Origin of the sequence: Herbidospora sp. NBRC 101105, assembly GCF_030269205.1 — a bacterium.
Taxonomy (GTDB): domain Bacteria; phylum Actinomycetota; class Actinomycetes; order Streptosporangiales; family Streptosporangiaceae; genus Herbidospora; species Herbidospora solisilvae.
The window spans coordinates 171,591-192,417 of sequence record NZ_BSSX01000006.1 but is presented as its reverse complement, the minus strand read 5'-3'; the positions used below and the strand labels follow the sequence as shown (position 1 = coordinate 192,417).

Below are 20,827 nucleotides of genomic sequence, written 5' to 3'. Positions count from 1 at the left end.
GTGCCATGTACCCCCGCGAATCCATCTCAGCCGGACCGATCATTCTTCGGCCGGCCGTCGAGGCCGACATCCCGGCCGTCGCGCGCGCCTGCTCCGACCCCCAGACCCAGCGCTTCATCCCGACCCTGCCCAGCCCGTACACCGAGGCGGACGCCCGCCACTGGCTCATGGAGATCGCCGAGGAGCGGTGGCGGACGGGCGGCGCCGAGTTCTCCGTGACCGACGCCGAGACCGGCGAGCTGAACGGGGCGATCGGGCTGCACCTGCCCGACCGGTTCGGCAACGTCGAGGTGGGCTATTGGGTGGCCCCGTGGGCCCGCAACAAGGGCGTGGCCTCCGCGGCCCTGAGGGCCGTCACCACGTGGGCCTTCGAGCAGGGGGTGCCCCGGGTGCACCTGGTCGCCGAGATGGAGAACGTGGGCTCGCAGAAGGTCGCGCTGGCGGCCGGGTTCCGCCACGAGGGGCTCCAGCGCGGCGGCGGGCCGCTGCCCGGTGGAGGCAGGGCCGACATGGCCCTGTTCGGCCGGCTGCCCGGCGACTCGGGAGAGCCGATCAGGCCGTTCCTGCCGTTCCTGCCCGAGGGCGGGCTGACCGACGGCGTCGTCACGATCACCATGCTGACGACCGCCGACGCGCCGGCCTACCAGGCGCTGGCGTCGCTGCCCGACGTGGTGAAGTATCGCGTGCCGCCGGAGGCGCCGCCGTTCGCCGAGACGCTCTACCGGTGCACCGGGGCCGGATATCGCTGGCTGACCGGCGTCCAGGCCGAGATGGCCATCCGCGACGCGGAGACGGGCGCCTTCGCCGGGGACATCCAGCTCTCGCACCTGACCCCGCCCATGCGGGAGGCCATGGTCGGCTACAGCCTGCACCCCGACTTCCGGGGCCGGGGCTTCGTCACCCGGGCGGTGAACCTGCTGGCCGAATGGGCGTTCACGCAGGCGGGCCTGCGGCGGCTGATCTCCGGCACCGACCCGGGGAACCTGGCCTCCCAGGCGGTGCTGGAACGGGCCGGGTTCACCCGGGGTCAGACGCAGAAGGAGTATCTGCCCGGCCCCGACGGGACCTGGACCGACAACGTGGAGTGGCTCAGACTCCGCTGAAGCGCCGGGCGGTCGCGGCGAACGCGGCGTCGGTGCCCTCCAGGGCGCGGTCGATCTCGGCGTCGGTGTGGGCGGTCGACAGGAACCAGTTGTGCCAGGGGTGCACGTAGACGCCCTCGGCCAGGCAGGCGGCCGCCCAGAAGACCCCCCGCTCCAGAGTGGCGTCGCCGTCGAACGAGAGCCACGGGATCTGCACCGGGCCCGTCTGGTTGATCGTGAAGCCGTGGCTCTTGGCCTGCTCATACAGTCCGGTACGCAGCCTCGCCCCCGCGCGTTCGATCAGCGCCGGCCCGTCGGACTCCCGGAGGATCTCGATCGTGGCCTTGGCCGCGCCCATGGCGGCCGAGGAGAACCAGAACGAACCGGTCGAGTAGAGGGTCTGGGCCGCGTTCTTGAGCGCGTCGGCGCCGGTGACGGCGGCGATCGCGTGGCCGTTGCCCATGGCCTTGGACCAGGCCGACAGGTCGGGACGTACACCGAAGGGCTCCCAGGTGCCCCGCAGGTCGAGCCGGAAGCCGGCCCGGACCTCGTCGATCACCAGGGCCGCGCCCAGGCGGTCGGCCAGCGCCCTGACCCCGCGGGCGAAGCCGGCCTCGGCGAGCGCCTGGTCTTCGAAGGAGTCGTGCTTGAAGGGGGTCACCAGGATGGCCGCGACGTCGTCGCCGGCCTCGGCGGCGGCGCGCTCGGCGTCCTGGAGGTCGTTGTAGGCGAACTCGATGGTGTCGGCGCGCTGGTTGGGCGTGACGCCCGACAGGCCGGGGGTGCACCACGGGTCGGCGCCGTGGTAGGCGCCGTGGGCGATCAGGACCTTCGTGCGGCCGGTGGCGGCGCGGGCGACCATGAGGGCCTGGGTGGTGGCGTCGGTGCCGTTCTTGGAGAACATGGCCCAGTCGGCGGCCGGGACGAGGTCGACGAGCAGTTCGGCCAGCTCGACCATGATCGGGCCGGGGCCGTTGAGGCAGTCGCCCTGGGCCTGCAGGCGGGCGGCGGCCTCCTCCACCCGGGGGTTGCGGTGGCCGACGATCATGGGGCCCCAGGAGCACATCAGGTCGACGTACTCCCTCCCGTCGGCGTCCCACTGGCGGGCGCCCTCGCCCCTGACGAAGAACTGGGGGTAGGTGTCGCCGTGGAGGGCGGCGTTGAGGTGACCGTACATGCCGCCGGGGATGACCTTGGCGGCTCGGGCGCGCAGATCGGCGTCCAGGGACATGGGGGGAATCTTCCTCTCAGGACAGCAGGGCGGCGGCGCCGTCGAGGTTCGCGTCGGAACCCAGGCCGCCGGCCACGCGGGCGGCGACGGCGGTGCCGAGACGGGCCGATTCGAGCACCGGACGGCCGGTGAGCAGCCCGGCGGCGAACCCGGCGCAGTAGGCGTCGCCGCAACCGGTGGTGTCGACCACCTGGACGTCTTCGGCGGGCACCCGGGTGAGCCCGTCGGCCGTGGCGACGAGGCTGCCCTCGCCGCCGAGCGTGATGATCACGCTTCGTGGCCCCTCACCGAGAAGGCTCTTGGCGGCCTCCTCGACCGTCGGGGCGCGGGTCATCATGAGGGCCTGCTCCTCGTTGGGCAGGAAGTGGTCGACGTGGGGCAGGAAGGTCTTCGCGGCGGGCATCAGGTCGGGCATGTTCGACAGCAGGTCGAGGGTGACCTGCGTGCCCCGGCCCCGCACCTCGTCGAGCAGGGCGTGGAAGGCGGGGTCGTGGAGGCCCCAGGTGGCGTCCATGCCGCCCAGGTGGAGGACCTTCGCGCCCCTGATGGCCTCGACGTCGACGTCGGCCGGTGAGAGCCCCAGGTTGGCGCCCGGGACGTGGAACGAGGGCCGCCCGCCGTCGGGCCTGATCGGCAGGATCGAGGCGGCGGTCTGCTCCCCCGGCTTGCGCGTCACCCTGGAGACGTCGACGCCGTGCCGGTTCATGACCATGAGGAGGAAGTCGCCGAGCTCGTCGTCGCCGACGGCCCCCAGCGAGGTGACGGGGAGACCGAGTCTCGCCAGCACGACCGCCGTCCCGGCTGCGGCCCCGGCTGCGGTGATGCGCACCTGCTCGACCAGATGGGTGTCCTGGCCGGCCGGGATCGACTCGACGGGCCGGGCGAGCACGTCCACGATGTGGACGCCGAGCGTGACAACCGACATGGCCTGGATGATAGACGGGCGCCCGACTAAAATGTCAACATGCCGAAGATCGTGAACCACGACGAGCGCAGGGAAGAGGTCGTCGCCGCGGCCCGCCGCATCATCCTGCGTGCGGGAATCGATGCCGCGACCACACGCGCGATCGCGAAGGAGGCCGGCTACTCCAACGGCGTCCTGACCCACTACTTCGCCGACAAGGACGAGATCCTCCTGTCGGCCCTGCGGTCCAGCCACCGCCGGATCACCGAGCGCCTGGCCGAGAAGCTGACCGGCCTGACGGGCCTGGCGGCGCTGCGGGAACTCCTCCTCGACAACCTGCCCATGGACGAGGAGCGCGTGCAGGAGACCGGCCTGGAGATCGGCTTCTGGGCCCGCAGCCTGACCTCGCCGGAGCTGCTGCGCACGCAGCGCGAGGAGGCAGCCGACCTCCATCTGCTGCTGCGGACCCTGCTGCAGAGCGCGGCCGACGCCGGGGAGATCGCCGGCGAGGGGCTCGACGACACGGCGGAACGCCTGCTCGCCCTCGTGGACGGGCTGAGCCTGCACCGCCTCCTCTACCCCGACCGGGCGTCGAGGATCGAGGAGATCATGCTCGCCGAACTCGACCGGCTCCGCCTGCCCTAGAAAGGCCGGGCATCCCGCGCGGGAACAGGTCCCGGTCTCCGGCGACGACGGTCGGTCAGCAGGGAAGAAGCGGCCCTCGGCGCGGGGCGGATGCCTCGCGCCGAGGGCCGTCGTGTTCTCAGGCGCTGCGGTGGGGCTCGAAGCGCATCGTGCGGGAGACGCCCACCCGGACCGTCGTGCCGGGCATGATCGTGACCGACTCGTTCGGGGGGATGTCGTAGAAGTTCGGGTCGCCCGGGGGCTGGATCTGGGTGCCGTTGACCGAGCCGAGGTCGATCAGGTTCACGTCCCAGTTCTCCAGGGTGACCCTCAGGTGGCGGCGGGAGACCGAGCCGTCGGGGCTGGTGACCCTGGCCGGGCGGGCGTCGCCCGACTGGACCTCGGGGGCGCGCTCGGGGTCGCGGCCGAGGATGTAGTCGCTGTCGAGGGTCAGCGCCATGCCGTCGTCGAGGAGCAGGACGCCGAGCGCCGGACGCGGGCCCTTGTAGGGCACGAGGTCACGGGTCGACAGGGGCACGCCGCAGACCGCGCAGTAGGGCGCGCGCGGGTCGTTGAAGTGGTCGTTCTTGCAGTCGACGCCGTGGACCATGGGGCCGAGGCGCTCCGGGGCGGCGTCCATCTGGGTGGAGTCGCTCGGGTCGTCGGCGGGCGGTTCGGGCTGGGGCTGGGGCTCGAAGTGGCCGCTGTCGTGGCGGCGCTCGTCGTGCTGGGGCGGCAGCGGCTCGGCGACCGGAGGCTGCGGGGCGCTCATCGGCGGCGGGCCCATCGGCAGGCCGGGCGGCGGTCCGAACGGGCCCGGTCCGGGGTGCGGCGGGGGCTGCATCGGGCCGCCCACGGGCGGCGGGTCGTAGGGCGCCGGCGGGTCGTAGGACGGCTGGCCGTACGGCGGCACGCCCGGCGGGGGCGGCGGCTGGTGGGGGATCATCGGCTGCTGCGGGCCCGAGGGCTGCGAGGCGTAGGGGTGACCCGGCTGGGGCGGCGGGGAGGGCTGCGGGATCGGGTGGGGCCGGTGCATCGTGTGGCCGGTCGCCGTGTAGTCGATCTCGGCGCCGCCGCCCGCGACCACGCCGCCGTCGAGGCGCGAGTAGGGGCTGGACGGGCCCGAGCCCGGCAGGCGCAGCTCGACCCGGCCCACGGGGCCCGCCACCAGGCGGTCGGCCCAGGTGAGGGCGTCCTGCCCCGAGACCACGAAGTCGCCGTCGGGGGCGCCGAACAGGTGGGCCGAGGCCGCGCCCGACACCAGCACCGCCACGCCGCCGCCGGTGGGACCGGCGACCGCGATCGTCGGCGGGTCGTCGTTCATGGAGCGCGCCAGAACCTGCGCGACCTTGCGGACCAGGGTCCGTCCGTCGCCACCGTTCTCGGCGGTCTCCCGCACCGCGTCGAGCAACTCCTCCACCTGCGCCGAGCCCGGCCCGCACACCAGCGCCAGCCCGTTCAGGTGAGCGACCACACCGTCACCCGGAAGCGGACGGACCACCCCCGCGCCCTGCTCCGTCACAGAACTCTCCTCCGGCCATACCTAACTTCTGATCGTTTGACCAGAACATTAGTGGTGCGCGCGCCAGATGACGAGTGGGGGTGATCCCTCCCGATCTGGTCAGACGCCGGTGAAGACCCGGTTGACGTCGGCGGTGGCGAGCACGCCGTAGATTTCGCCGCCCCGTTCGACGAGCAGATATTCACCCGCGGGGTGGTCGCGCATCGCGTCGATCAACGACTCCCCCTCCAGGTCGGCGCCCAGGACCAGGGCCGGTTCGAGGGAGCGTGCCAGCGACCCCACGGTGATCCACGGGCGGCGCGGCTCGGGGGTGGCGTTGACGGCGGCCTCGTTCACGATCCCGGTCGGGCGGCCCTCGTGGTCGACGATCACCAGCGCCCCCGCGCCGCCCTCACGGGCCCGCCGGAGGGCCTCGGCGAGCGGCACGTCGGAGGCGACCGGAAGGGCCCGCCGGGCCAGCGCGCGGGCCCGGACCTGAGGCAGCCGGGAGCGGACCTTGGCGACGCGCAGCGACTGCGTGGCGCCCATCCAGATGAACGACGCCAGGATCATCGACCACACGATGGCGGTGAAGTCGGGCTCCTGGCCCGCCATCAGCGGCAGCACGAGCTGGTAGAGCACCACGATCACGGCGACGCCCCGGCCGACCCAGGCGGCGGCGACGGTGCCGGAGTTGGCGTTGCGGGTGAACCGCCACACCCCGGCCCTGAGCATCCGGCCGCCGTCGAGCGGCAGGCCGGGCAGCAGGTTGAAGACGCCCACGATCAGGTTCGAGATCCACAGGATGTAGAGCAGGACGTGGGGGATGGTGCCCTCTTGGAGGAACTGCTCGACGCCGTAGAAGACGCCGGCGAGGCCGAGCGAGGCGACGGGACCGGCAAAGGAGATCAGGAACTCCTTGCCGGGGGTGTCGGGCTCCTGCTCGATCTCGGAGACCCCGCCCAGCAGGTAGAGGGTGATGCGCTTGACCGGGAGACCATAGGCTTTGGCGACCACGCAGTGGGCCAGCTCGTGGACGAGCACCGATATGTAGAGCAGCACCGCGAAGAGCAGGGCGACTGAGTAGTGCACGAACGATGAGAAATCCGGCAGTTGCCCGGCGGCCACCGGTTCGTACGTGATCGTGATGAACGCGGCGACGATCAGCCACGTCGGTGACACGTAGACCGGGATCCCGAACGGGCGGCCCATCCGCAGCCCTGGGGACGGTGTGCTCATAACGGTCTGGTTCCCCTTCCTTGGCATGGATCCTACGCGCCGTCCCCCGGCCCGGCGGCTGGCGGGAAGCCGCGCGGGGCCCGGAAGTGTCGGGGCCATGGCCTATCGTCTGGGCATGACCCTGACCGAGGAGCGCGCCGTCATCGGCGCGTTGTCCCCCTCCCGTGCCGGTGACTTCATGACCTGCCCGTTGCTCTACCGGTTCAGGGTGATCGACCAGCTCCCCGAGAAACCGTCGGCGGCGGCCGTGCGGGGCACGCTCGTCCACGCCGTGCTCGAACGCCTCTACGACCTGCCGCCCGGGGCGCGCACCGTCGCGGCCGCCCGCGACCTGCTCGAACCGCAGTGGCGGCGGCTGCTTGAGGAGGAGCCCGCCTACGAGGGGCTGTTCGCGACCGACGCCGAGCGCGACGAGTGGCTGGAGCAGGCGCGCGGCATGGTCGAGCGCTACTTCGTGCTCGAAGACCCGACGGTGCTCGAACCGGCCGAGCGGGAGCTCTACGTCGAGGCGGTGCTCGACAGCGGCCTGATGCTGCGGGGTTACGTCGACCGGCTCGACGTCGCGCCGACCGGGGAGATCCGGGTGGTCGACTACAAGACCGGCGCCGCCCCCGGGCCGCAGTTCGAGGCCAAGGCGCTGTTCCAGATGAAGTTCTACGCCCTGGTGTTGTGGCGGCAGCGCGGTGAGATCCCCCGGCTGCTCCAGCTCATGTACCTGAGCGGCCAGGGCGAGGTGCTGCGTTACCAGCCCGACGAGGCCGACCTGCGGGCGACCGAGCGCAAGGTCGAGGCGTTGTGGCAGGCGATCGAACGGTCGCTGACGACCCGCGAGTGGCACCACCGGCCGTCCCGGTTGTGCGGCTGGTGCGACCACCAGGCGCTCTGCCCCGAGTTCGGGGGCACTCCCCCGCCCGTACCCGAGGAGAGGCCCCGGCCGACGCGGCGGCTGACGGCCCGCGCGGCGACCGACGAGCTCTGAGCGGCGGGCTCGTCCTCACGGATGAGGTCCGCGGGCCGGAGGACGCCTAAATTGATTGCGTGCGCACCTCCCCCCGTCGGCAGCTGATCAGCGACTCAGTCCTCGCGGTCGTGGTGACCGCGTCCTCGCTGCTCTTCGTCCTGTCGACCGGGCCGGGCAGCGGCGGCTGGGAGCCGCCGTCCGCCTTCGGGACGCGGCCGGCCGACTGGTTCAGTCTGCTGCTGGTCGTCTCGTGCACGCTGCCGCTGGTGTTCCGGCGGCGGTGGCCGTTCCTGATCCTGCTGGCGACCACCGTGCCCGCGCTGGTGCTCAACGGGATGGGCTACCACCCCGGGCTGGCCGACTTCGCGGCCGTCATCCTGCTCTACACCGTCGCGACGCTGCGGGGGCTGGCGCTGAGCGTGCTGGCGGCGGTCGTGGTCATGGCCGGATACCTCGCCGGGGCGCTGCCCGACACCCACGAGCTCGGGTGGGCCGACCACGCGGTCGTCGTGGTGGTGACCGCGCTGGTATGGGTGGTCGGGCGCACGATCCGGCTCCGGCGGGCCTATCTCGGTGAGCTGGTCGACCGGGCCGACCGGCTCGAACGCGCCCGTGAGGCCGACACCCGGGCGGCCCGCGCCGAGGAGCGGTCGCGCATCGCCCGGGAGCTCCACGACGTCGTCGCCCACCACGTGTCGGTGATGACGGTGCAGGCCGCCGCCGCGCGCACGATGCTGGAGAAGGACCCCGCGGTGGCCCGCGACGCGCTGGTCTCCATCGAGGAGATGGGACGCACGGCGATGGCCGAGATGCGCAACATCGTCGGCGTGCTGCGCACCGACGGGCCGGCCGAGCGCGGCCCGCAGCCCGGCATGGACGACCTGCCCGGCCTCGTCGACCAGATGCGCGAGGCGGGGCTGACCACGCAGCTGTGGCTGGAGGGCGAGACGCGGCAGCTGCCCCCGGGCGTCGACCTGGCCGCCTACCGGCTGGTCCAGGAGGCGCTGACCAACAGCCTGCGGCACGCCGGGCCGGCCGCCCGCGCGTGGGTGACCGTCCGCCACGAGCCGAGTGAGTTGATGGTGCACGTCGAGGACGACGGCCGCGGGCTCGTGCTCAAACGCGAGAACGGCGGCAAGGGGCACGGTCTGGTGGGCATCAAGGAGCGAGTTGCCCTCTATGGTGGAGTTCTGCGGATCGGCCCGCGTCCGGGGGGCGGATTCGAGGTCCGGGCCCGCTTTCCCCTCAAGGACAGATAAATGCCGATCAGGGTGTTGTTGGTCGACGACCAGCCGCTGCTGCGCACGGGGTTCAGGTTCATCCTGGAGGCCGAGACCGACGTGACCGTGGTCGGCGAGGCGGGCGACGGGTCGACCGCGATGGACCAGTCACGGGCGCTGCTGCCCGACGTGGTCCTCATGGACATCCGGATGCCCGGCATGGACGGCATCGAGGCGACCCGCCGGATCGTCCGCGACGCCGCGCCGTCGGCCCACGTGCCCCGGGTGCTGGTGCTGACCACCTTCGACCTCGACGAGTACATCGTGGAGGCGCTGCGGGCCGGGGCGAGCGGGTTCCTGCTGAAGGACGTGCCGCCCGCCGAGCTGGTGCAGGCGATCCGGGTGGTGGCCAGCGGCGACGCGATCGTGGCGCCCAGCGTGACGCGGCGGCTGCTCGACAAGTTCTCCACCCGCCTGCCGTCGGCGCAGCAGCAGGCCTCGCCGACGCGGCTGGCCCGGCTGACCGAGCGGGAGCTGGAGGTCCTCAAGCTGATCGCCAAGGGCCTGTCCAACGCCGAGATCGCGCGTGAGCTGGTGGTCAGCGAGACGACCGTGAAGACCCACGTGGGCAACGTGCTGACGAAGCTGGGGCTGCGCGACCGGGTGCAGGCGGTCGTGCTGGCCTACGAGACGGGGCTGATCACCCCCGGGGCGCACCCCTGACCGGGTTTCCCCGAATCGGGCCGCGCGACCGGGCAGGCGGTCGCGGCGACCCGTCGGCGGTGGCCGTCAGGACTTTCGCAGTTCCTTGAGCAGCAGGTCCTTCACCTCGGTCGCGTGGTACTTGTCGCCGTCCCACGGGCCGATCAGCACCGGGCCGTCCTCCGGGGAGTCCGGGAGACGACCGTGGCTGCCCGACACCTGCTTCGGGTCGAGGGGCACGACCGACATCTCGTAACGGAAGCCCATCTTCTTGCGCAGCAGCGCCTTGGCGGCGATGGCCTTGCTGGTCATGAACAGCTCGGCGGGGTCGTAGCCGGGCTTGCGGTGGATCTCGACCAGCTTGGCGAAGTCGGGGGCGCGGTCGTCGTCGAGCCAGTAGTAGTAGGTGAACCAGGCGTCGGGCTCGGCCACGGCGACCAGTTCCCCGGCGCGTTCGTGGTCGAGGCCGTACTTCTCCTTGCCGGCCTGGTCGAGGACCTCATCGACGCCGTCGAGGCCGGCGATCAGGTCGCGGACGCGCGGGATGTCGGCGGAGTCGCGCACGTAGACGTGCGAGATCTGGTGGTCGGAGACCGCGAAGGCGCGGCTGGTCCACGGGTCCAGATACTCCATGCCGACCTGGGTGTAGACCTCCAGGAGGCCTTCCCGGCGCAGGGCGCGGTTGATGTCGACGGCCTTGGAGGCGTTGGTGATGCCGTACTCCGACAGGATGACCGGGTTCTGGTCGAGCAGCGGCACCAGCGCCTGGTCGACGGCCTTGGCGGCGTCGATCGCCTGCTGGGAGTCGGGGCCGAAGCGCTGGAGGTCGTAGTCGAGGTGCGGGATGTAGACCATCGTGAGGTCGGGCTTCTCCTCGTTGATGATCTTGCGGGTGGCGCCCACGATCCAGTTCGACGAGGTGATGCCGGCGTTCGGGCCCCAGTAGGTGAACAGGGGGAACTCGCCCAGGTCGTTCACCAGTTTGTCGTGCCACTCCGGGGGGCGCACGTAGGCGTCGGGCGACTTGGCGCCGTCGGCGTGGTAGATCGGGCGCGGGGTCACCACGAAGTCGGAGTTGGTGCCCATGGCGTACCACCAGCAGACGTTGGCGGTCTTCAGGTCCCGGGTGACGTCCCAGATCTGCTCGCCCTGGATGAGGGCGTTGTGCTGGCGCCACAGGAAGACCTCGCCGAGGTCGCGGAAGTACCATCCGTTGCCGACGATGCCGTGGTCGCGGGGCATCGCGCCGGTCACGATGGAGGCCTGCACCGAGCAGGTCACCGCGGGCAGCACCGGCGTGAGCGCGGCGGCGTTGCCCAGTTTCGACACGTTGGGCATGTGGGCGAGCAGGCGCGGGGTGAGCCCGACCACGTTGATAACGAGCATGGTTATGTCCTCAGGAATGACGTCGCAGGAATTCGATGGATCTCTGGGCGACCGCCGGGGCGGCGTGGCTGTGCCGGGCCAGCTCGACCGCGATCATCCCGTCGAATCCGCGCAACTCCGCCATGACGGGCGCGAACTCGATCTCTCCGTCGCCGAACTCCAGATGTTCGTGGACATCTCGCCGCATGTCCTCGATCTGGACGTGCACCAGGTAGGGCGACGCCCGCCGGACGCACTCGGCGACCGGCCAGGGTTCCAGGCACTGGCAGTGCCCGATGTCGAGGGTCAGCCCGAACCGGTCGGGCTCCCCCAGCCGCTTGCGCAGCCGCTCGTAGGAGGCCAGGTCGTCGACGAGCATGCCGGGCTCGGGTTCGAACCCGAGCACCACGTCGTGCTCCTCGGCGTCGGCCAGCAGGGTCTCGCAGTGCGCGGTCAGCCGGTCCCACGCCAGGTCGTCGGGCACCTCGTCGGGGCGGATGCCGCTCCAGAGGTGGACGACCGGCGCCCCGAGGTCGGCGGCGACCTCGATGGCCCTCTTCGTGTACGCCACCCGCGCCCGCGCGTCCTCGTGCAGCAGCGTCGGGTAGTGCTTGCGGAACCGGTCGAGGGTGTAGCGGCCGCCGGTCTCCACGACGACGCTCAGCCCGAGGCGGCCGAGTCTGGTCGCCACCCGGCTGACCTCGTCGAACGTGGGGTCGGGGCCGAGGTGGCCGTGGTCGAGGGTGAGCGCGACGCCGGTGTAGCCCAGATCGGCGAGCACGCTGAGCGCGTCGTCGAGGGAGTGGTCGCGGAACCCGTTGGAGCAGTAGCCGAAGTTCATGCCGTCGACATCTTCGACGAGAGCCAGCGCCCCACCGGGAGCGCGGCCAGCAGGCCGAGCCCGGAGAGCGTCTTGCCGCCCCCGGCCACGGCGGCCGACTGGAGCGGCACGAAGCCCATGATCGAGGCCCGGACCGCCTGGCGCACCTGCTCGGGGTCGGGCTTGCCGCGCAGCGCCAGCGTCGCCCTGCCGCCGCTGGCGGCGTACCCGGCGATGAGGGCGGCCGCGGTGGCCTTGTCGGCCGCCGAGCCCGCGCCCCTGGCCACCGAGACGGCCGCGAGACCGGTGGCGGCGGCCGTACAGGCCAGGGCTCCGCGGACGGTGGCCGGGCTCGCCCCGGACACCTCCGCGCGGCCGAGGATGCTGATGCCGTAGGTGTGCGCCCCGACCGCGAAGGCCATGGGCGTGGCGCGGCCGGCGCCCAGCATCACGTCGAGCGTGCGGCAGGCCGCCATCGAGGCGGGACCGGCCGGGGTGTGCTTCAGGCCCATGTCGTACGCCCACACCGCCCCCGCCAGCAGCGCGGAGATGGCGAAGCCCTTCTTGCCGCCCGCGAGCGTGGCCGCGGCGATCCCGGCCCCGGTGAGCCCGGCGGCGATGCCGAGGGCCTGGTTGGCCGAGATGCGCCCCGAGGGGATGGGCCGCTCGGGCCGCTCGACCGCGTCGATGTCACGGTCGGCCCAGTCGTTCAGGGCCATCCCGGCCCAGTAGAGCAGCACCGAGGCGGCGGCCAGGCCGGGGGTTCCGCTGCGCCCGGCGAGCGCGGCGCCCGCCATGGTGTCGCCGGGGACGGAGAGGGTGGCCGGGGCACGCACCAGTTCGAGTGCTGCCCTTAACCCGATTCGACTCATTTACGACTTCCGATCACTTACCAAGCTAGATGATCGGATGTTTCCAGACTTTTCGTCCGATAGCGAGCCCTTGACCTGCTTCAAGGTAAATCCGCGCATATCGCCCGAGTGCATGCCGCGGGCCGCCCACTCGGTGAGCGGGCGGCCCGGAGGGGACGAGGCTAGGCCACCGTGGCCGGGGTCTCCGTCTTCGACGGGGCGTTCTCCGGGAAGTGGCAGGCGACCGCGTGGCCCGGGGCGAGCTCCGCCAGGGGCGGTTCCTGGGTCTTGCAGATCTCCTGGGCCTTCCAGCAGCGCGTGTGGAAGCGGCAGGCCGGCGGGGGGTTGAGCGGCGAGGGCACGTCGCCGGTGAGGCGGATGCGCTCGCGGCCCTCGCGCTGCTTCGGGTCGGGGATCGGGACCGCCGACAGCAGGGCGTTGGTGTAGGGGTGCATCGGTGAGCCGTAGAGGCCGGCCCGCTCGCCCACCTCGACGATCTTGCCGAGGTACATGACCGCGACCCGGTCGGAGATGTGCCGCACGACCGACAGGTCGTGGGCGATCACCACGTAGGTCAGGTCGAGCTCGTTCTGCAGGTCTTCCAGCAGGTTGACGACCTGGGCCTGGATCGACACGTCGAGCGCGGAGACCGGCTCGTCGGCGATGATCAGCTTGGGCTTCAGGGCGAGGGTGCGGGCGATGCCGATGCGCTGCCGCTGGCCGCCGGAGAACTCGTGCGGGTAGCGGTTGTAGTGTTCGGGGTTCAGCCCGACCAGTTCCAGGATGTCCTGGACGGCCTTCTTCGTGCCCTGCTCGGTCTCGATGCCCTGGATCCGGAACGGCGCGCCCACGATGGCCCCGACGGTGTGCCGGGGGTTCAGGCTGCTGTACGGGTCCTGGAAGATCATCTGCATGTCACGCCGGAGCGGGCGGAGCTTGCCCTGCTTCATGTGCGTGATGTCGTGACCCTCGAAGGTGATCTTGCCGCCGGTCGGCTCGATCAGGCGGGTGATCAGGCGGCCGGTGGTGGTCTTGCCGCAGCCCGACTCGCCCACCAGGCCCAGCGTCTCGCCCTTGCGCACGTCGAAGCTGATGCCGTCGACCGCCTTGACCGCGCCGACCTGGCTCTTGAACAGGCCCTTGGTGACCGGGAAGTGCTTCTCCAGTCCCTCGACGGACAGGATGGTTTCGGTCATCAGGACTCCAGCTTCGGCTTGATCTCGGTGGCCCAGATGTCCCGCCGCTCCTCACGGGAGAGGTGGCAGCGCACCAGGTGGCCTCCCTCGGTCTCGACCAGGTCGGGCACGACCGTGCCGCCCTTGCCGCCGGTACGCGGCTCGAAGGCGCAGCGGGGGTGGAAGGCGCAGCCGGACGGCACGTTGATGAGCGAGGGCGGGCTGCCCTTGATCGGCAGCAGCCGCTCGGTCACCTCGCGGTCGAGGCGGGGCATGGACCCCAGTAGACCCCAGGTGTAGGGGTGCTCGGGCCGTTCGAAGATGTCGTCGGCGGAGCCGTACTCGATGCACTTGCCGCCGTACATCACCAGGATGTCGTCGGACAGTTCGGCGACCACGCCCAGGTCGTGGGTGATGATGATCAGCGCGGCGTTGAAGTCGCGCTGCAGGTCGCGCATCAGGTCGAGGATCTGCGCCTGCACGGTCACGTCGAGCGCGGTGGTCGGCTCGTCGGCGATCAGCAGCTCGGGGTCGCACGACAGGGCCATGGCGATCATCGCGCGCTGGCGCATGCCGCCGGAGAACTCGTGCGGGTAGCTGTCGACGCGGCGGTCGGGCTGCGGGATGCCGACCCGGCCGAGCATGTCGATCGCGTGCTTCTTGGCGACCTTCTTCGGCACGTCGTTGTGGATCCGGTAGGCCTCGATGATCTGGTCGCCCACCGTGTAGTAGGGGTGCATCGCCGACAGCGGGTCCTGGAAGATCATCGCCATCTTCTTGCCGCGCAGCGAGCGCACGTGCTCCTGCGAGGCCGAGACGAGCTCCTCGCCGTCGAGCCAGATCTCGCCGGAGATCTTGGCCCGGCCGCCCTTGTGCAGGCCCAGGATGCTGAGCGAGGTGACGCTCTTGCCGGAGCCCGACTCGCCCACGATGCCCAGCGTCTTGCCGCGTTCGAGCTGGAACGACAGGCCGTCGACCGATTTGACCAGGCCGTCGTCGGTCGGGAAGTGGACCTTCAGGTCGTTGAGCTGGAGGAAGGTCATGACAGCCGCACCCTCGGGTCCACGACCGCGTAGAGCAGGTCGACGATCAGGTTGGCCACGACGATGAAGAACGCGGCCAGCATGGTGAAGCCCATGATTTTGGGCAGGTCGTTGGCGGCGATGGCCGTCGTGGCGTACTTGCCGAGGCCCTGGAGGGAGAAGGCGTTCTCGGTCAGGATGGCGCCGCCGACCAGGATGCCGACGTCGAGGCCGAAGATCGTGACGATCGGGGTCAGCGCGGCGCGCAGGCCGTGCTTGCCGATGACCTTGCTCTCCTTGAGGCCCTTCGCTCTGGCGGTGCGGATGTAGTCCTCACCCATCGTGTCGAGCATGCCGGCCCGGGTGAGGCGGGCGTAGGCCGCGGCGTTCAGGAACGCCAGGGTGAGCCAGGGCAGGATCAGGTTGTACGCCCACATCCCCGGATTCTCCGTCAACGGGGTGTACGCGCCTCCTGGGGCGGTGATGCCCAGACCGTACGAGAGCAGCGAGAGCGCCACCAGGCCCGTGAAGAACGGGGGCAGCGACACGCCCGCCAAGGCGATGATCATCGCTCCCCGGTCGAAGACGGAGCGTCTCTTCAGCGCGGACAGCACACCGACGGAGACTCCGATCACCAGCCAGATGACCGAGGCGCCCGCGGCGAGCGAGAGCGTCACGGGGAGCCGGTCGACCAGGTCGGGCCAGACCGGTTGCTTGGTGACGAAGGAGTACCCGAGGCAGGGGGCGGGGCACTGCTCGACACCGGTGCCGTAGTCGTACTCGGAACCGACGAAGACGCCCTTCACCCATCGGCCGTACTGGACGACGACGGGGTCGTGCAGCCCGAGCTTCTGCGCGACGGCCTGGACCGTCTCGGCGGTGGCGGCCCGGCCGACATAGCGGTTGGCGATGTCGTCGGGCGTGACCCCCGCCAGGCGGGGCACCACGAAGAAGATCGAGAATGTGACCGCGCTGACGATGAACAGCATGGCCAGGGCGCCGATCAGGCGCCTGATGATATAGGTGACCACTGTCCCCCCTCGGCGATAGGGGGCCGGTCCGGTGGGACCGGCCCCCTGCCTGCCGAACCTAAGGCCGGTTTGCTACTGCTGGACGCCGAGCGCCAGGTAGTCGTACATGTCGAAGGCGCCGGTGACGAACTGGTTCGTCACGCCCTTGCCCCGGAGCAGCAGACCCTTGGCGTAGACGGCCGGGAGGACGTAGGCGCCCTCCATGACCTTCTGGTCGATCTCGCCCCAGACCGCGTCACGGCCGGCCGTGTCGGCGGTGGCGAAGGCCTTGTCGACGAGCGCGTCGATGGCCGGGTCCTTCACCGACAGGTTGTAGTTGCCGGCCGCGCGGATGGTGCGGCTGTCGACGATCTGGGACAGGAAGCCGAAGCCGTCGTTCCAGTCGGCGCCCCAGCCGTTGGTGGCCAGGCCGATGCCGTTGGCCTTGGTGTACTCGGGCTTGCCGGCGTAGGCGGTGAAGTACTCCGAGGTCGGGAAGCCCTTCAGGGTCAGCTTGATGCCGACCTTGGCGAGCGCCTGCTGCATCGACTCGGCGGCCGCCTGCTCCTTCGGACGGTCGGAGCGGAAGGTCATCGTGGTCTCGAAGCCGTTGGGCTGGCCGCAGGCCGTGAGGGCCTCCTTGGCCTTGGCCTCGTCGCCGTTGGCGGTCGGGTAGAGGTCGAGCTTCTTCCAGCCGCCGATGTTGGAGGGCATCAGCGAGGTGGCGATGTCACCCGCGAGCTGGCCGCCGTAGGCGTTCTGCAGGCCGACGCGGTCGGCGGCGTAGATGACCGCCTTGCGGCACTCGATGTTGTCGAGCGGCGGGTTGTCGTTGAGGATCGAGATGTACCAGGTGCGGGCCGAGACCGGGTTGTCGGCGCGCTCGCGCAGGGCCGGGTCGCTCTGGATGGAGCCGAGGGCGGCCGGCTGGACGCCGGTGCCCGCGATGTCGACGTGCAGGTCGCCGGCGATGATCCGGTTGTCGAGGTCGTTGGCCTCGACGCCGAGGCTGATCTCGTACTTGTCCGGGAGCGCCTTGCGGACCGGGTCGGTCGCCGGGTCCCAGTTGGGGTTGCGGACCAGCACGTAGCGGCTGCCCTGCTCGACGGTCTCGAACATGTACGGACCGGAGGCCACGACGTGGTCGCGGTACTTGATGCCGGTGTCCTTGGCCTGCGGGACCGGCACGGTGGCCGGGAGCGCGGCGAAGTTGTCGAAGCCGGAGTAGGGCTTGTTCAGGTGGAAGACGATCGTCTGGTCGTCGGGGGTCTCGATCGCCGAGTCGGTGTTGACGTCGGGCGTCTTGTAGACCGACTTGAAGTCCTTCGGCAGGTCCAGCCAGTCGTTGAAGTACGTCGGGCCGTTGACGAAGGTCTCCTTGTCGAGCTGACGGAGCACCGCGTACTTCACGTCCTTGGACGTGATCGGGGTGCCGTCCTCGAACTTCACACCGGCGCGCAGCTTGTAGGTCCAGGTCTTGCCGTCGTCGCTGCTCTCACCCAGGCTCTCGGCCAGGTCGGGCACGAGCTCGCGGCCCTTGGCGCCCGGCGCCGGGTTGTAGGTCACCAGCGGGCGGCCGTAGATGCGCAGCAGGTTCCACGACATGCCGTAGTAGGTGTCACCGGGGTCGATGGAGTCCCAGTCCTCGGTGACGGCCATCTTGAGGGTGCCGCCCTTCGCGTCGGAAGGGTTGGTCACGTTCTCAAGACCGGCGTTGAAGCCCGCCGCGCCACCCGCCGACGCGGCCGGCGCCGAGGTGCCACCGCCCTCGTTCGCCGGCGTGCCGCCGCCGCCACAGGCCGACAGGGCCAGGGCGAGAACGGCACCGGCGGCCGAGACGACCAGTGCTTTCTTCTTCATTCGTAAACCCCTTGTTGGTAGGAGCCGGGGAGACAGGGTGGAAGCTCAGCGACCCGACTTGGGGTCGAGCGCGTCGCGCAGGCCGTCGCCGAAGAGGTTGAAGGCCAGCACGGTGATGAAGATCGCCATACCGGGGAAGAACATGAAGTGCGGCACGGTGTAGTACTTCGTGGCCGCGGCGAGCATGCCGCCCCAGGTCGCGGTGGGCGGCTGGATGCCGACCCCGAGGAACGACAGCGCCGCCTCGAACAGCACGTTGGTCGGGATGAGCAGCGTGGCGTAGATCAGGATCGGCGCGATCAGGTTCGGCAGGATCTCCCTGAACAGGATGTACGGCCCCCGCGCGCCCAGGCTCCGCGCCGCGTCGACGAACTCGCGTTCCCGCAGTGACAGCGTCTGGCCGCGGATGATGCGGGCGATGTAACCCCAGTTGAAGAAGCCGATGACGAAGATCAGCAGCAGGATGCGGAGGGTGTCGCCCTTCACTTGCAACTGGGTCTCGAACTGGCCGAGCACGCCCACCAGCGCCATGGCGAAGACCAGGACGGGGAAGGCGAGGAAGATGTCCATGAGCCGGCTGATGATCATGTCGACCCAGCCGCCGAAGTAGCCGGCGATGATGCCCATGACGGTCCCGATGAGGACCGAGAGGAGGGTGGCGAGGCCGGCGATCAGCAGGGAGATCCGGGCGCCGTACACGACGCGGCTGAACAGGTCGCGGCCGTTGACGGGTTCGACCCCGAACAGGTAGTCCCAGCTGATGCCGGAGCCGCCCTTGGGGATCATCGTGAGCGTGTCGATCTGGTCTTGGTTGAACTGGTTGGGCGGATGGCCGAACCAGCTCACGATCAATGGCGCGAAGACGGCGACCAGGATCAGGAAGACGATGACACCGGCACCGGTGAGGGCTACCTTGTCCCGCTTCAGGCGCATCCAGGCGATCTGTCCGAGCGACCGCCCCTGGATCGCCTTCGCGCCCGCTCCCTCGGCAACGGCCTCCGGCGTGGCTTTCAGCTCATCGCCGGAGACGTCAAGTGGTGCGGTCATGCGTTGGGCCCCCTGGGTTCCAGACGACGTTGTGCCGACGGGAGCACGACACGTCCGGAGCGCTCCCATGTGGATCCAGACCCACATGGTGAGCGGGTCTCGGAGGCAGAATCTATGTGCTGATCTGCGTAAACAAGACCCAGTAGGCGCTATGTGGCCCAACTGTGATTCACGCGAAACTCATTCGTGTTGATCTTGAAGAGAATGTCGCGGTCCCTTTCCGGTTCTGTCGCGGATCTGTGACATTGCACTGGCCGGTAACTTGAGTCTCGCCATGCGAGATTTCCCGAGTCGGGCTCAGCTGATGCCGCGCTTCTTCAAGATGTCCTCGATGTCGGAGAAGTCATCGTTCTTCGACTCGACCGGACGGGCCATCGGCTTGGTCACGTCCGCCGGCCGGCCCGGCTGAGCGGCCGGAGTGGGCTCGGCGCCCTTCCTCTCGTTCCGGGACCTGCGTCCCATCCGGAGGGTGCGGCCCCGCATGACCCCCGACACCAGGAACAAGACCACCGAAAGCCCCGCCAGCGCAACCCCCGCCCACACTGTGGGCGACAACACCAGCCCGGTCACGAATCCGACGATCGAGCTGACGATGTTCCAGAGGGTCTTCAGCGCGTTCGTCAGGTAGGCCGCCAGCGGCAGCAGCGCCCAGGCGGTGGCGCGCAGCCCCGCCGCCGCCCCCCGGCGCCGGAACGCGAGAAAAGCGAGCACCACTCCCACGGCGGTCAGCCCCGCACACAGCGGCAACCACGCGATCTGCTCAAAAGTCATGCCGGCCCCCTCGGGTTCACAGTGCGAGCCACGGCCGGCCTCCGGCCGTCAGTCTCGTGCTTGATCGGGCAAATCCAGAGCGCGCGCCACGGCCAGTTTTCGGCCGTCCGCGTCTCGTGTTTGATCGGGCAGATTCGGTGCGCGAGCCACGGCCGGTGTTCGGCCGTCCGCGGCTCGCTTGGTTTGGCCTGATTTCCATCCTGTCACGTGGGTCTCCGACGTGGGCTCCTCCCTGAGGAGGGCGCGACCCCTAGGCACTCCCCCGGGTTACCCCTGGGGGACCGTGGGGTTCACTCTGATCCGCCCGGACCGGCCTTTTCCTACCGTCGGAGGCATGTGGCCATTCATGGGGCGTACGGCCGAACGTGATCAGATCAGGGCGGCGGCCCGCGACGGGGGCGGGGTGCTGGTGGCGGGCCCGGCCGGGTCGGGGCGGAGCCGGCTGCTCGCCGAGGCGCTGGCGCCCTTCTCCTTTCTTCTTGTCCGGGCCCGCGCGGCCGACGTGCCGTTCGGGGCCTTCGCCCACCTGCTGCCCGGCCCGGGGCACACCCCGGTCAACCCGGTGGTCTGGGCGGCCGGGGCCCTCGGGGCGGTCCCGCCGGTGCTGGCGGTCGACGACGCCCATCTGCTGGACCCCGGCTCGGCCGCCCTGGTCGCGCACCTGGCCGAGCACCACGGAACCACGCCGGTCCTCACGGCCAGGGCCGGGGCGGTGCTGCCGGAGCCGGTCGCGGCCCTGTGGCGCGACGGCGCGCTGACCCGGATCGACCTCGACCCGCTGACGGTCCGCGAGACCGGCCGCCTGCTGGCCGCCGCGCTGGGCGGCACCGCCGACATCGCGACGGTCCGCCGCTTCCACCACACCACCGGCGGCAACCCGCGCCTGATCACCGAACTGCTGCCGGGCACCGGCATGACCCTGACGGGCGGCGTCTGGCGGTGGGACGGCGAGCTGACCATGCCGCCCCGGCTGCGCCGGCTCCTGGAGGCCGAGCTGGCCGGGCTGACCCCGGCCGAGACCACGGCGATCGAACTGGTCGCCCTGACCGAGCCGGTCGACCTGGACGTGTTACTCGACCTGGCCGACCACGCCGCCGTCGCCGGGCTGGAGCGCCGCGGCCTGGTCGCCGTGGTGCGGGACACCTCTCCCCCGCGGGTCCGGCTGGCCTGCCCGCTGCACGCCCACGTCGTGCGCGAGCGGGCCACGACGCTGGGCGTGCGCGACGGGCTGGCGCTGCTCGGCGGGGCCACGCCCCGCGTCGAAGGGCTGAGCGCCCGGGAGGCCGAGGTGGCCCGGCTGGCCTCCTGGAACCTGACCAACCGCGAGATCGCCGACTGGCTGGTGCTGTCGCCGCGTACGGTCGCCAACCACCTGTGCCGGGTCTACACGAAGCTGGGCGTGAACAACCGGGCCGACCTCGCGCCCCTGCTGGCCGCCTGAC

19 protein-coding genes are annotated in these 20,827 nt (G+C 70.8%); 6 read left to right on the top strand and 13 right to left on the bottom strand.

The window, feature by feature from the left end; genetic code table 11:
- Window positions 1-5 precede the first annotated feature (5 nt).
- Entirely contained in the window at window positions 6-1,103 is a 1,098-nt protein-coding gene (locus tag QSK34_RS24615) for a GNAT family N-acetyltransferase (protein WP_285587087.1), read from the top strand.
- Here QSK34_RS24615 and QSK34_RS24610 read toward each other — a convergent pair.
- Together QSK34_RS24610 and QSK34_RS24605 are read right to left on the bottom strand one after the other, a co-directional pair.
- Window positions 1,090-2,313 (bottom strand): aminotransferase class III-fold pyridoxal phosphate-dependent enzyme, encoded by a 1,224-nt coding sequence (locus tag QSK34_RS24610; RefSeq protein WP_285587085.1) that lies wholly within the window; start codon window positions 2,311-2,313, stop codon window positions 1,090-1,092. The genes QSK34_RS24615 and QSK34_RS24610 overlap by 14 nt on opposite strands.
- A 16-nt stretch (window positions 2,314-2,329) precedes the next feature.
- A complete protein-coding gene (locus QSK34_RS24605; RefSeq protein ID WP_285587083.1) occupies window positions 2,330-3,238 on the bottom strand; it encodes a carbohydrate kinase family protein in 909 nt (302 codons plus the stop codon).
- A gap of 39 nt (window positions 3,239-3,277) precedes the next feature.
- Between QSK34_RS24605 and QSK34_RS24600 the strand changes: the two genes are divergently transcribed.
- Window positions 3,278-3,862: a TetR/AcrR family transcriptional regulator gene (locus QSK34_RS24600; RefSeq protein ID WP_285587081.1), complete on the top strand. Its 585-nt coding sequence runs from the start codon at window positions 3,278-3,280 to the stop codon at window positions 3,860-3,862.
- 118 nt (window positions 3,863-3,980) lie between these two features.
- Here the strand turns inward: QSK34_RS24600 and QSK34_RS24595 are convergent, their stop codons facing one another.
- Together QSK34_RS24595 and QSK34_RS24590 are read right to left on the bottom strand one after the other, a co-directional pair.
- Complete coding sequence (locus tag QSK34_RS24595; RefSeq protein WP_285587078.1) at window positions 3,981-5,363, bottom strand: FHA domain-containing protein; 1,383 nt, start codon at window positions 5,361-5,363, stop codon at window positions 3,981-3,983.
- Window positions 5,364-5,462: 99 nt separating this feature from the next.
- Window positions 5,463-6,581 carry a site-2 protease family protein gene (locus QSK34_RS24590; RefSeq protein ID WP_161483208.1) on the bottom strand — a complete coding sequence of 373 codons (1,119 nt, stop codon included), beginning with the start codon at window positions 6,579-6,581 and terminating at the stop codon, window positions 5,463-5,465.
- A 115-nt stretch (window positions 6,582-6,696) separates the two neighbouring features.
- Between QSK34_RS24590 and QSK34_RS24585 the strand changes: the two genes are divergently transcribed.
- From QSK34_RS24585 to QSK34_RS24575, 3 genes are read left to right on the top strand one after another with little or no spacing between them, the layout of a single operon-like run.
- Entirely contained in the window at window positions 6,697-7,560 is an 864-nt protein-coding gene (locus tag QSK34_RS24585) for a RecB family exonuclease (protein WP_285587073.1), read from the top strand.
- A 59-nt stretch (window positions 7,561-7,619) separates the two neighbouring features.
- A complete protein-coding gene (locus QSK34_RS24580) occupies window positions 7,620-8,801 on the top strand; it encodes a sensor histidine kinase (protein WP_285587071.1) in 1,182 nt (393 codons plus the stop codon).
- Entirely contained in the window at window positions 8,802-9,485 is a 684-nt protein-coding gene (locus QSK34_RS24575) for a response regulator (RefSeq protein ID WP_030452369.1), read from the top strand.
- Window positions 9,486-9,551: 66 nt separating this feature from the next.
- Here the strand turns inward: QSK34_RS24575 and QSK34_RS24570 are convergent, their stop codons facing one another.
- From QSK34_RS24570 to QSK34_RS24530, 9 genes are all read right to left on the bottom strand, one after another.
- On the bottom strand, window positions 9,552-10,850 hold the full coding sequence (locus QSK34_RS24570) for an alkaline phosphatase family protein (RefSeq protein WP_285587068.1): 1,299 nt from the start codon (window positions 10,848-10,850) through the stop codon (window positions 9,552-9,554).
- Window positions 10,851-10,860: 10 nt separating this feature from the next.
- Entirely contained in the window at window positions 10,861-11,670 is an 810-nt protein-coding gene (locus QSK34_RS24565) for a sugar phosphate isomerase/epimerase family protein (protein ID WP_161483205.1), read from the bottom strand.
- A complete protein-coding gene (locus QSK34_RS24560; RefSeq protein WP_285587065.1) occupies window positions 11,667-12,521 on the bottom strand; it encodes an SCO3242 family prenyltransferase in 855 nt (284 codons plus the stop codon). Before QSK34_RS24560 ends, QSK34_RS24565 begins: the two co-directional genes overlap by 4 nt.
- Window positions 12,522-12,682: 161 nt before the next feature.
- A complete protein-coding gene (locus tag QSK34_RS24555) occupies window positions 12,683-13,696 on the bottom strand; it encodes an ABC transporter ATP-binding protein (RefSeq protein WP_161483203.1) in 1,014 nt (337 codons plus the stop codon).
- Window positions 13,696-14,718 carry an ABC transporter ATP-binding protein gene (locus QSK34_RS24550; RefSeq protein WP_285587060.1) on the bottom strand — a complete coding sequence of 341 codons (1,023 nt, stop codon included), beginning with the start codon at window positions 14,716-14,718 and terminating at the stop codon, window positions 13,696-13,698. The genes QSK34_RS24555 and QSK34_RS24550 overlap by 1 nt, the downstream gene beginning before the upstream one ends.
- Complete coding sequence (locus QSK34_RS24545) at window positions 14,715-15,728, bottom strand: ABC transporter permease (RefSeq protein ID WP_161483201.1); 1,014 nt, start codon at window positions 15,726-15,728, stop codon at window positions 14,715-14,717. Before QSK34_RS24545 ends, QSK34_RS24550 begins: the two co-directional genes overlap by 4 nt.
- A 72-nt stretch (window positions 15,729-15,800) precedes the next feature.
- Window positions 15,801-17,567, bottom strand: a complete 1,767-nt coding sequence (locus tag QSK34_RS24540; RefSeq protein WP_285587056.1) for an ABC transporter substrate-binding protein — start codon at window positions 17,565-17,567, stop codon at window positions 15,801-15,803.
- Window positions 17,568-17,612: 45 nt separating this feature from the next.
- Window positions 17,613-18,614 (bottom strand): ABC transporter permease, encoded by a 1,002-nt coding sequence (locus tag QSK34_RS24535; RefSeq protein ID WP_285587053.1) that lies wholly within the window; start codon window positions 18,612-18,614, stop codon window positions 17,613-17,615.
- A 297-nt stretch (window positions 18,615-18,911) separates the two neighbouring features.
- Entirely contained in the window at window positions 18,912-19,385 is a 474-nt protein-coding gene (locus QSK34_RS24530) for a cellulose synthase (protein WP_285587052.1), read from the bottom strand.
- A 334-nt stretch (window positions 19,386-19,719) separates the two neighbouring features.
- On the opposite strand from QSK34_RS24530, the gene QSK34_RS24525 reads away from it, so the two are divergent.
- Complete coding sequence (locus QSK34_RS24525) at window positions 19,720-20,826, top strand: helix-turn-helix transcriptional regulator (RefSeq protein ID WP_285587051.1); 1,107 nt, start codon at window positions 19,720-19,722, stop codon at window positions 20,824-20,826.
- Window position 20,827 lies beyond the last annotated feature (1 nt).

What these genes read in the sequence shown, in the direction of transcription:
- QSK34_RS24615 (WP_285587087.1), top strand. Translation starts at nt 6, where the DNA reads ATGTACCCCCGCGAATCCATCTCAGCCGGACCGATCATTCTTCGGCCG.
- QSK34_RS24610 (WP_285587085.1), bottom strand. Translation starts at nt 2,313, where the DNA reads ATGTCCCTGGACGCCGATCTGCGCGCCCGAGCCGCCAAGGTCATCCCC.
- QSK34_RS24605 (WP_285587083.1), bottom strand. Translation starts at nt 3,238, where the DNA reads ATGTCGGTTGTCACGCTCGGCGTCCACATCGTGGACGTGCTCGCCCGG.
- QSK34_RS24600 (WP_285587081.1), top strand. Translation starts at nt 3,278, where the DNA reads ATGCCGAAGATCGTGAACCACGACGAGCGCAGGGAAGAGGTCGTCGCC.
- QSK34_RS24590 (WP_161483208.1), bottom strand. Translation starts at nt 6,581, where the DNA reads ATGAGCACACCGTCCCCAGGGCTGCGGATGGGCCGCCCGTTCGGGATC.
- QSK34_RS24585 (WP_285587073.1), top strand. Translation starts at nt 6,697, where the DNA reads ATGACCCTGACCGAGGAGCGCGCCGTCATCGGCGCGTTGTCCCCCTCC.
- QSK34_RS24575 (WP_030452369.1), top strand. Translation starts at nt 8,802, where the DNA reads ATGCCGATCAGGGTGTTGTTGGTCGACGACCAGCCGCTGCTGCGCACG.
- QSK34_RS24570 (WP_285587068.1), bottom strand. Translation starts at nt 10,850, where the DNA reads ATGCTCGTTATCAACGTGGTCGGGCTCACCCCGCGCCTGCTCGCCCAC.
- QSK34_RS24565 (WP_161483205.1), bottom strand. Translation starts at nt 11,670, where the DNA reads ATGAACTTCGGCTACTGCTCCAACGGGTTCCGCGACCACTCCCTCGAC.
- QSK34_RS24560 (WP_285587065.1), bottom strand. Translation starts at nt 12,521, where the DNA reads ATGAGTCGAATCGGGTTAAGGGCAGCACTCGAACTGGTGCGTGCCCCG.
- QSK34_RS24555 (WP_161483203.1), bottom strand. Translation starts at nt 13,696, where the DNA reads ATGACCGAAACCATCCTGTCCGTCGAGGGACTGGAGAAGCACTTCCCG.
- QSK34_RS24550 (WP_285587060.1), bottom strand. Translation starts at nt 14,718, where the DNA reads ATGACCTTCCTCCAGCTCAACGACCTGAAGGTCCACTTCCCGACCGAC.
- QSK34_RS24540 (WP_285587056.1), bottom strand. Translation starts at nt 17,567, where the DNA reads ATGAAGAAGAAAGCACTGGTCGTCTCGGCCGCCGGTGCCGTTCTCGCC.
- QSK34_RS24535 (WP_285587053.1), bottom strand. Translation starts at nt 18,614, where the DNA reads ATGACCGCACCACTTGACGTCTCCGGCGATGAGCTGAAAGCCACGCCG.
- QSK34_RS24530 (WP_285587052.1), bottom strand. Translation starts at nt 19,385, where the DNA reads ATGACTTTTGAGCAGATCGCGTGGTTGCCGCTGTGTGCGGGGCTGACC.
- QSK34_RS24525 (WP_285587051.1), top strand. Translation starts at nt 19,720, where the DNA reads ATGTGGCCATTCATGGGGCGTACGGCCGAACGTGATCAGATCAGGGCG.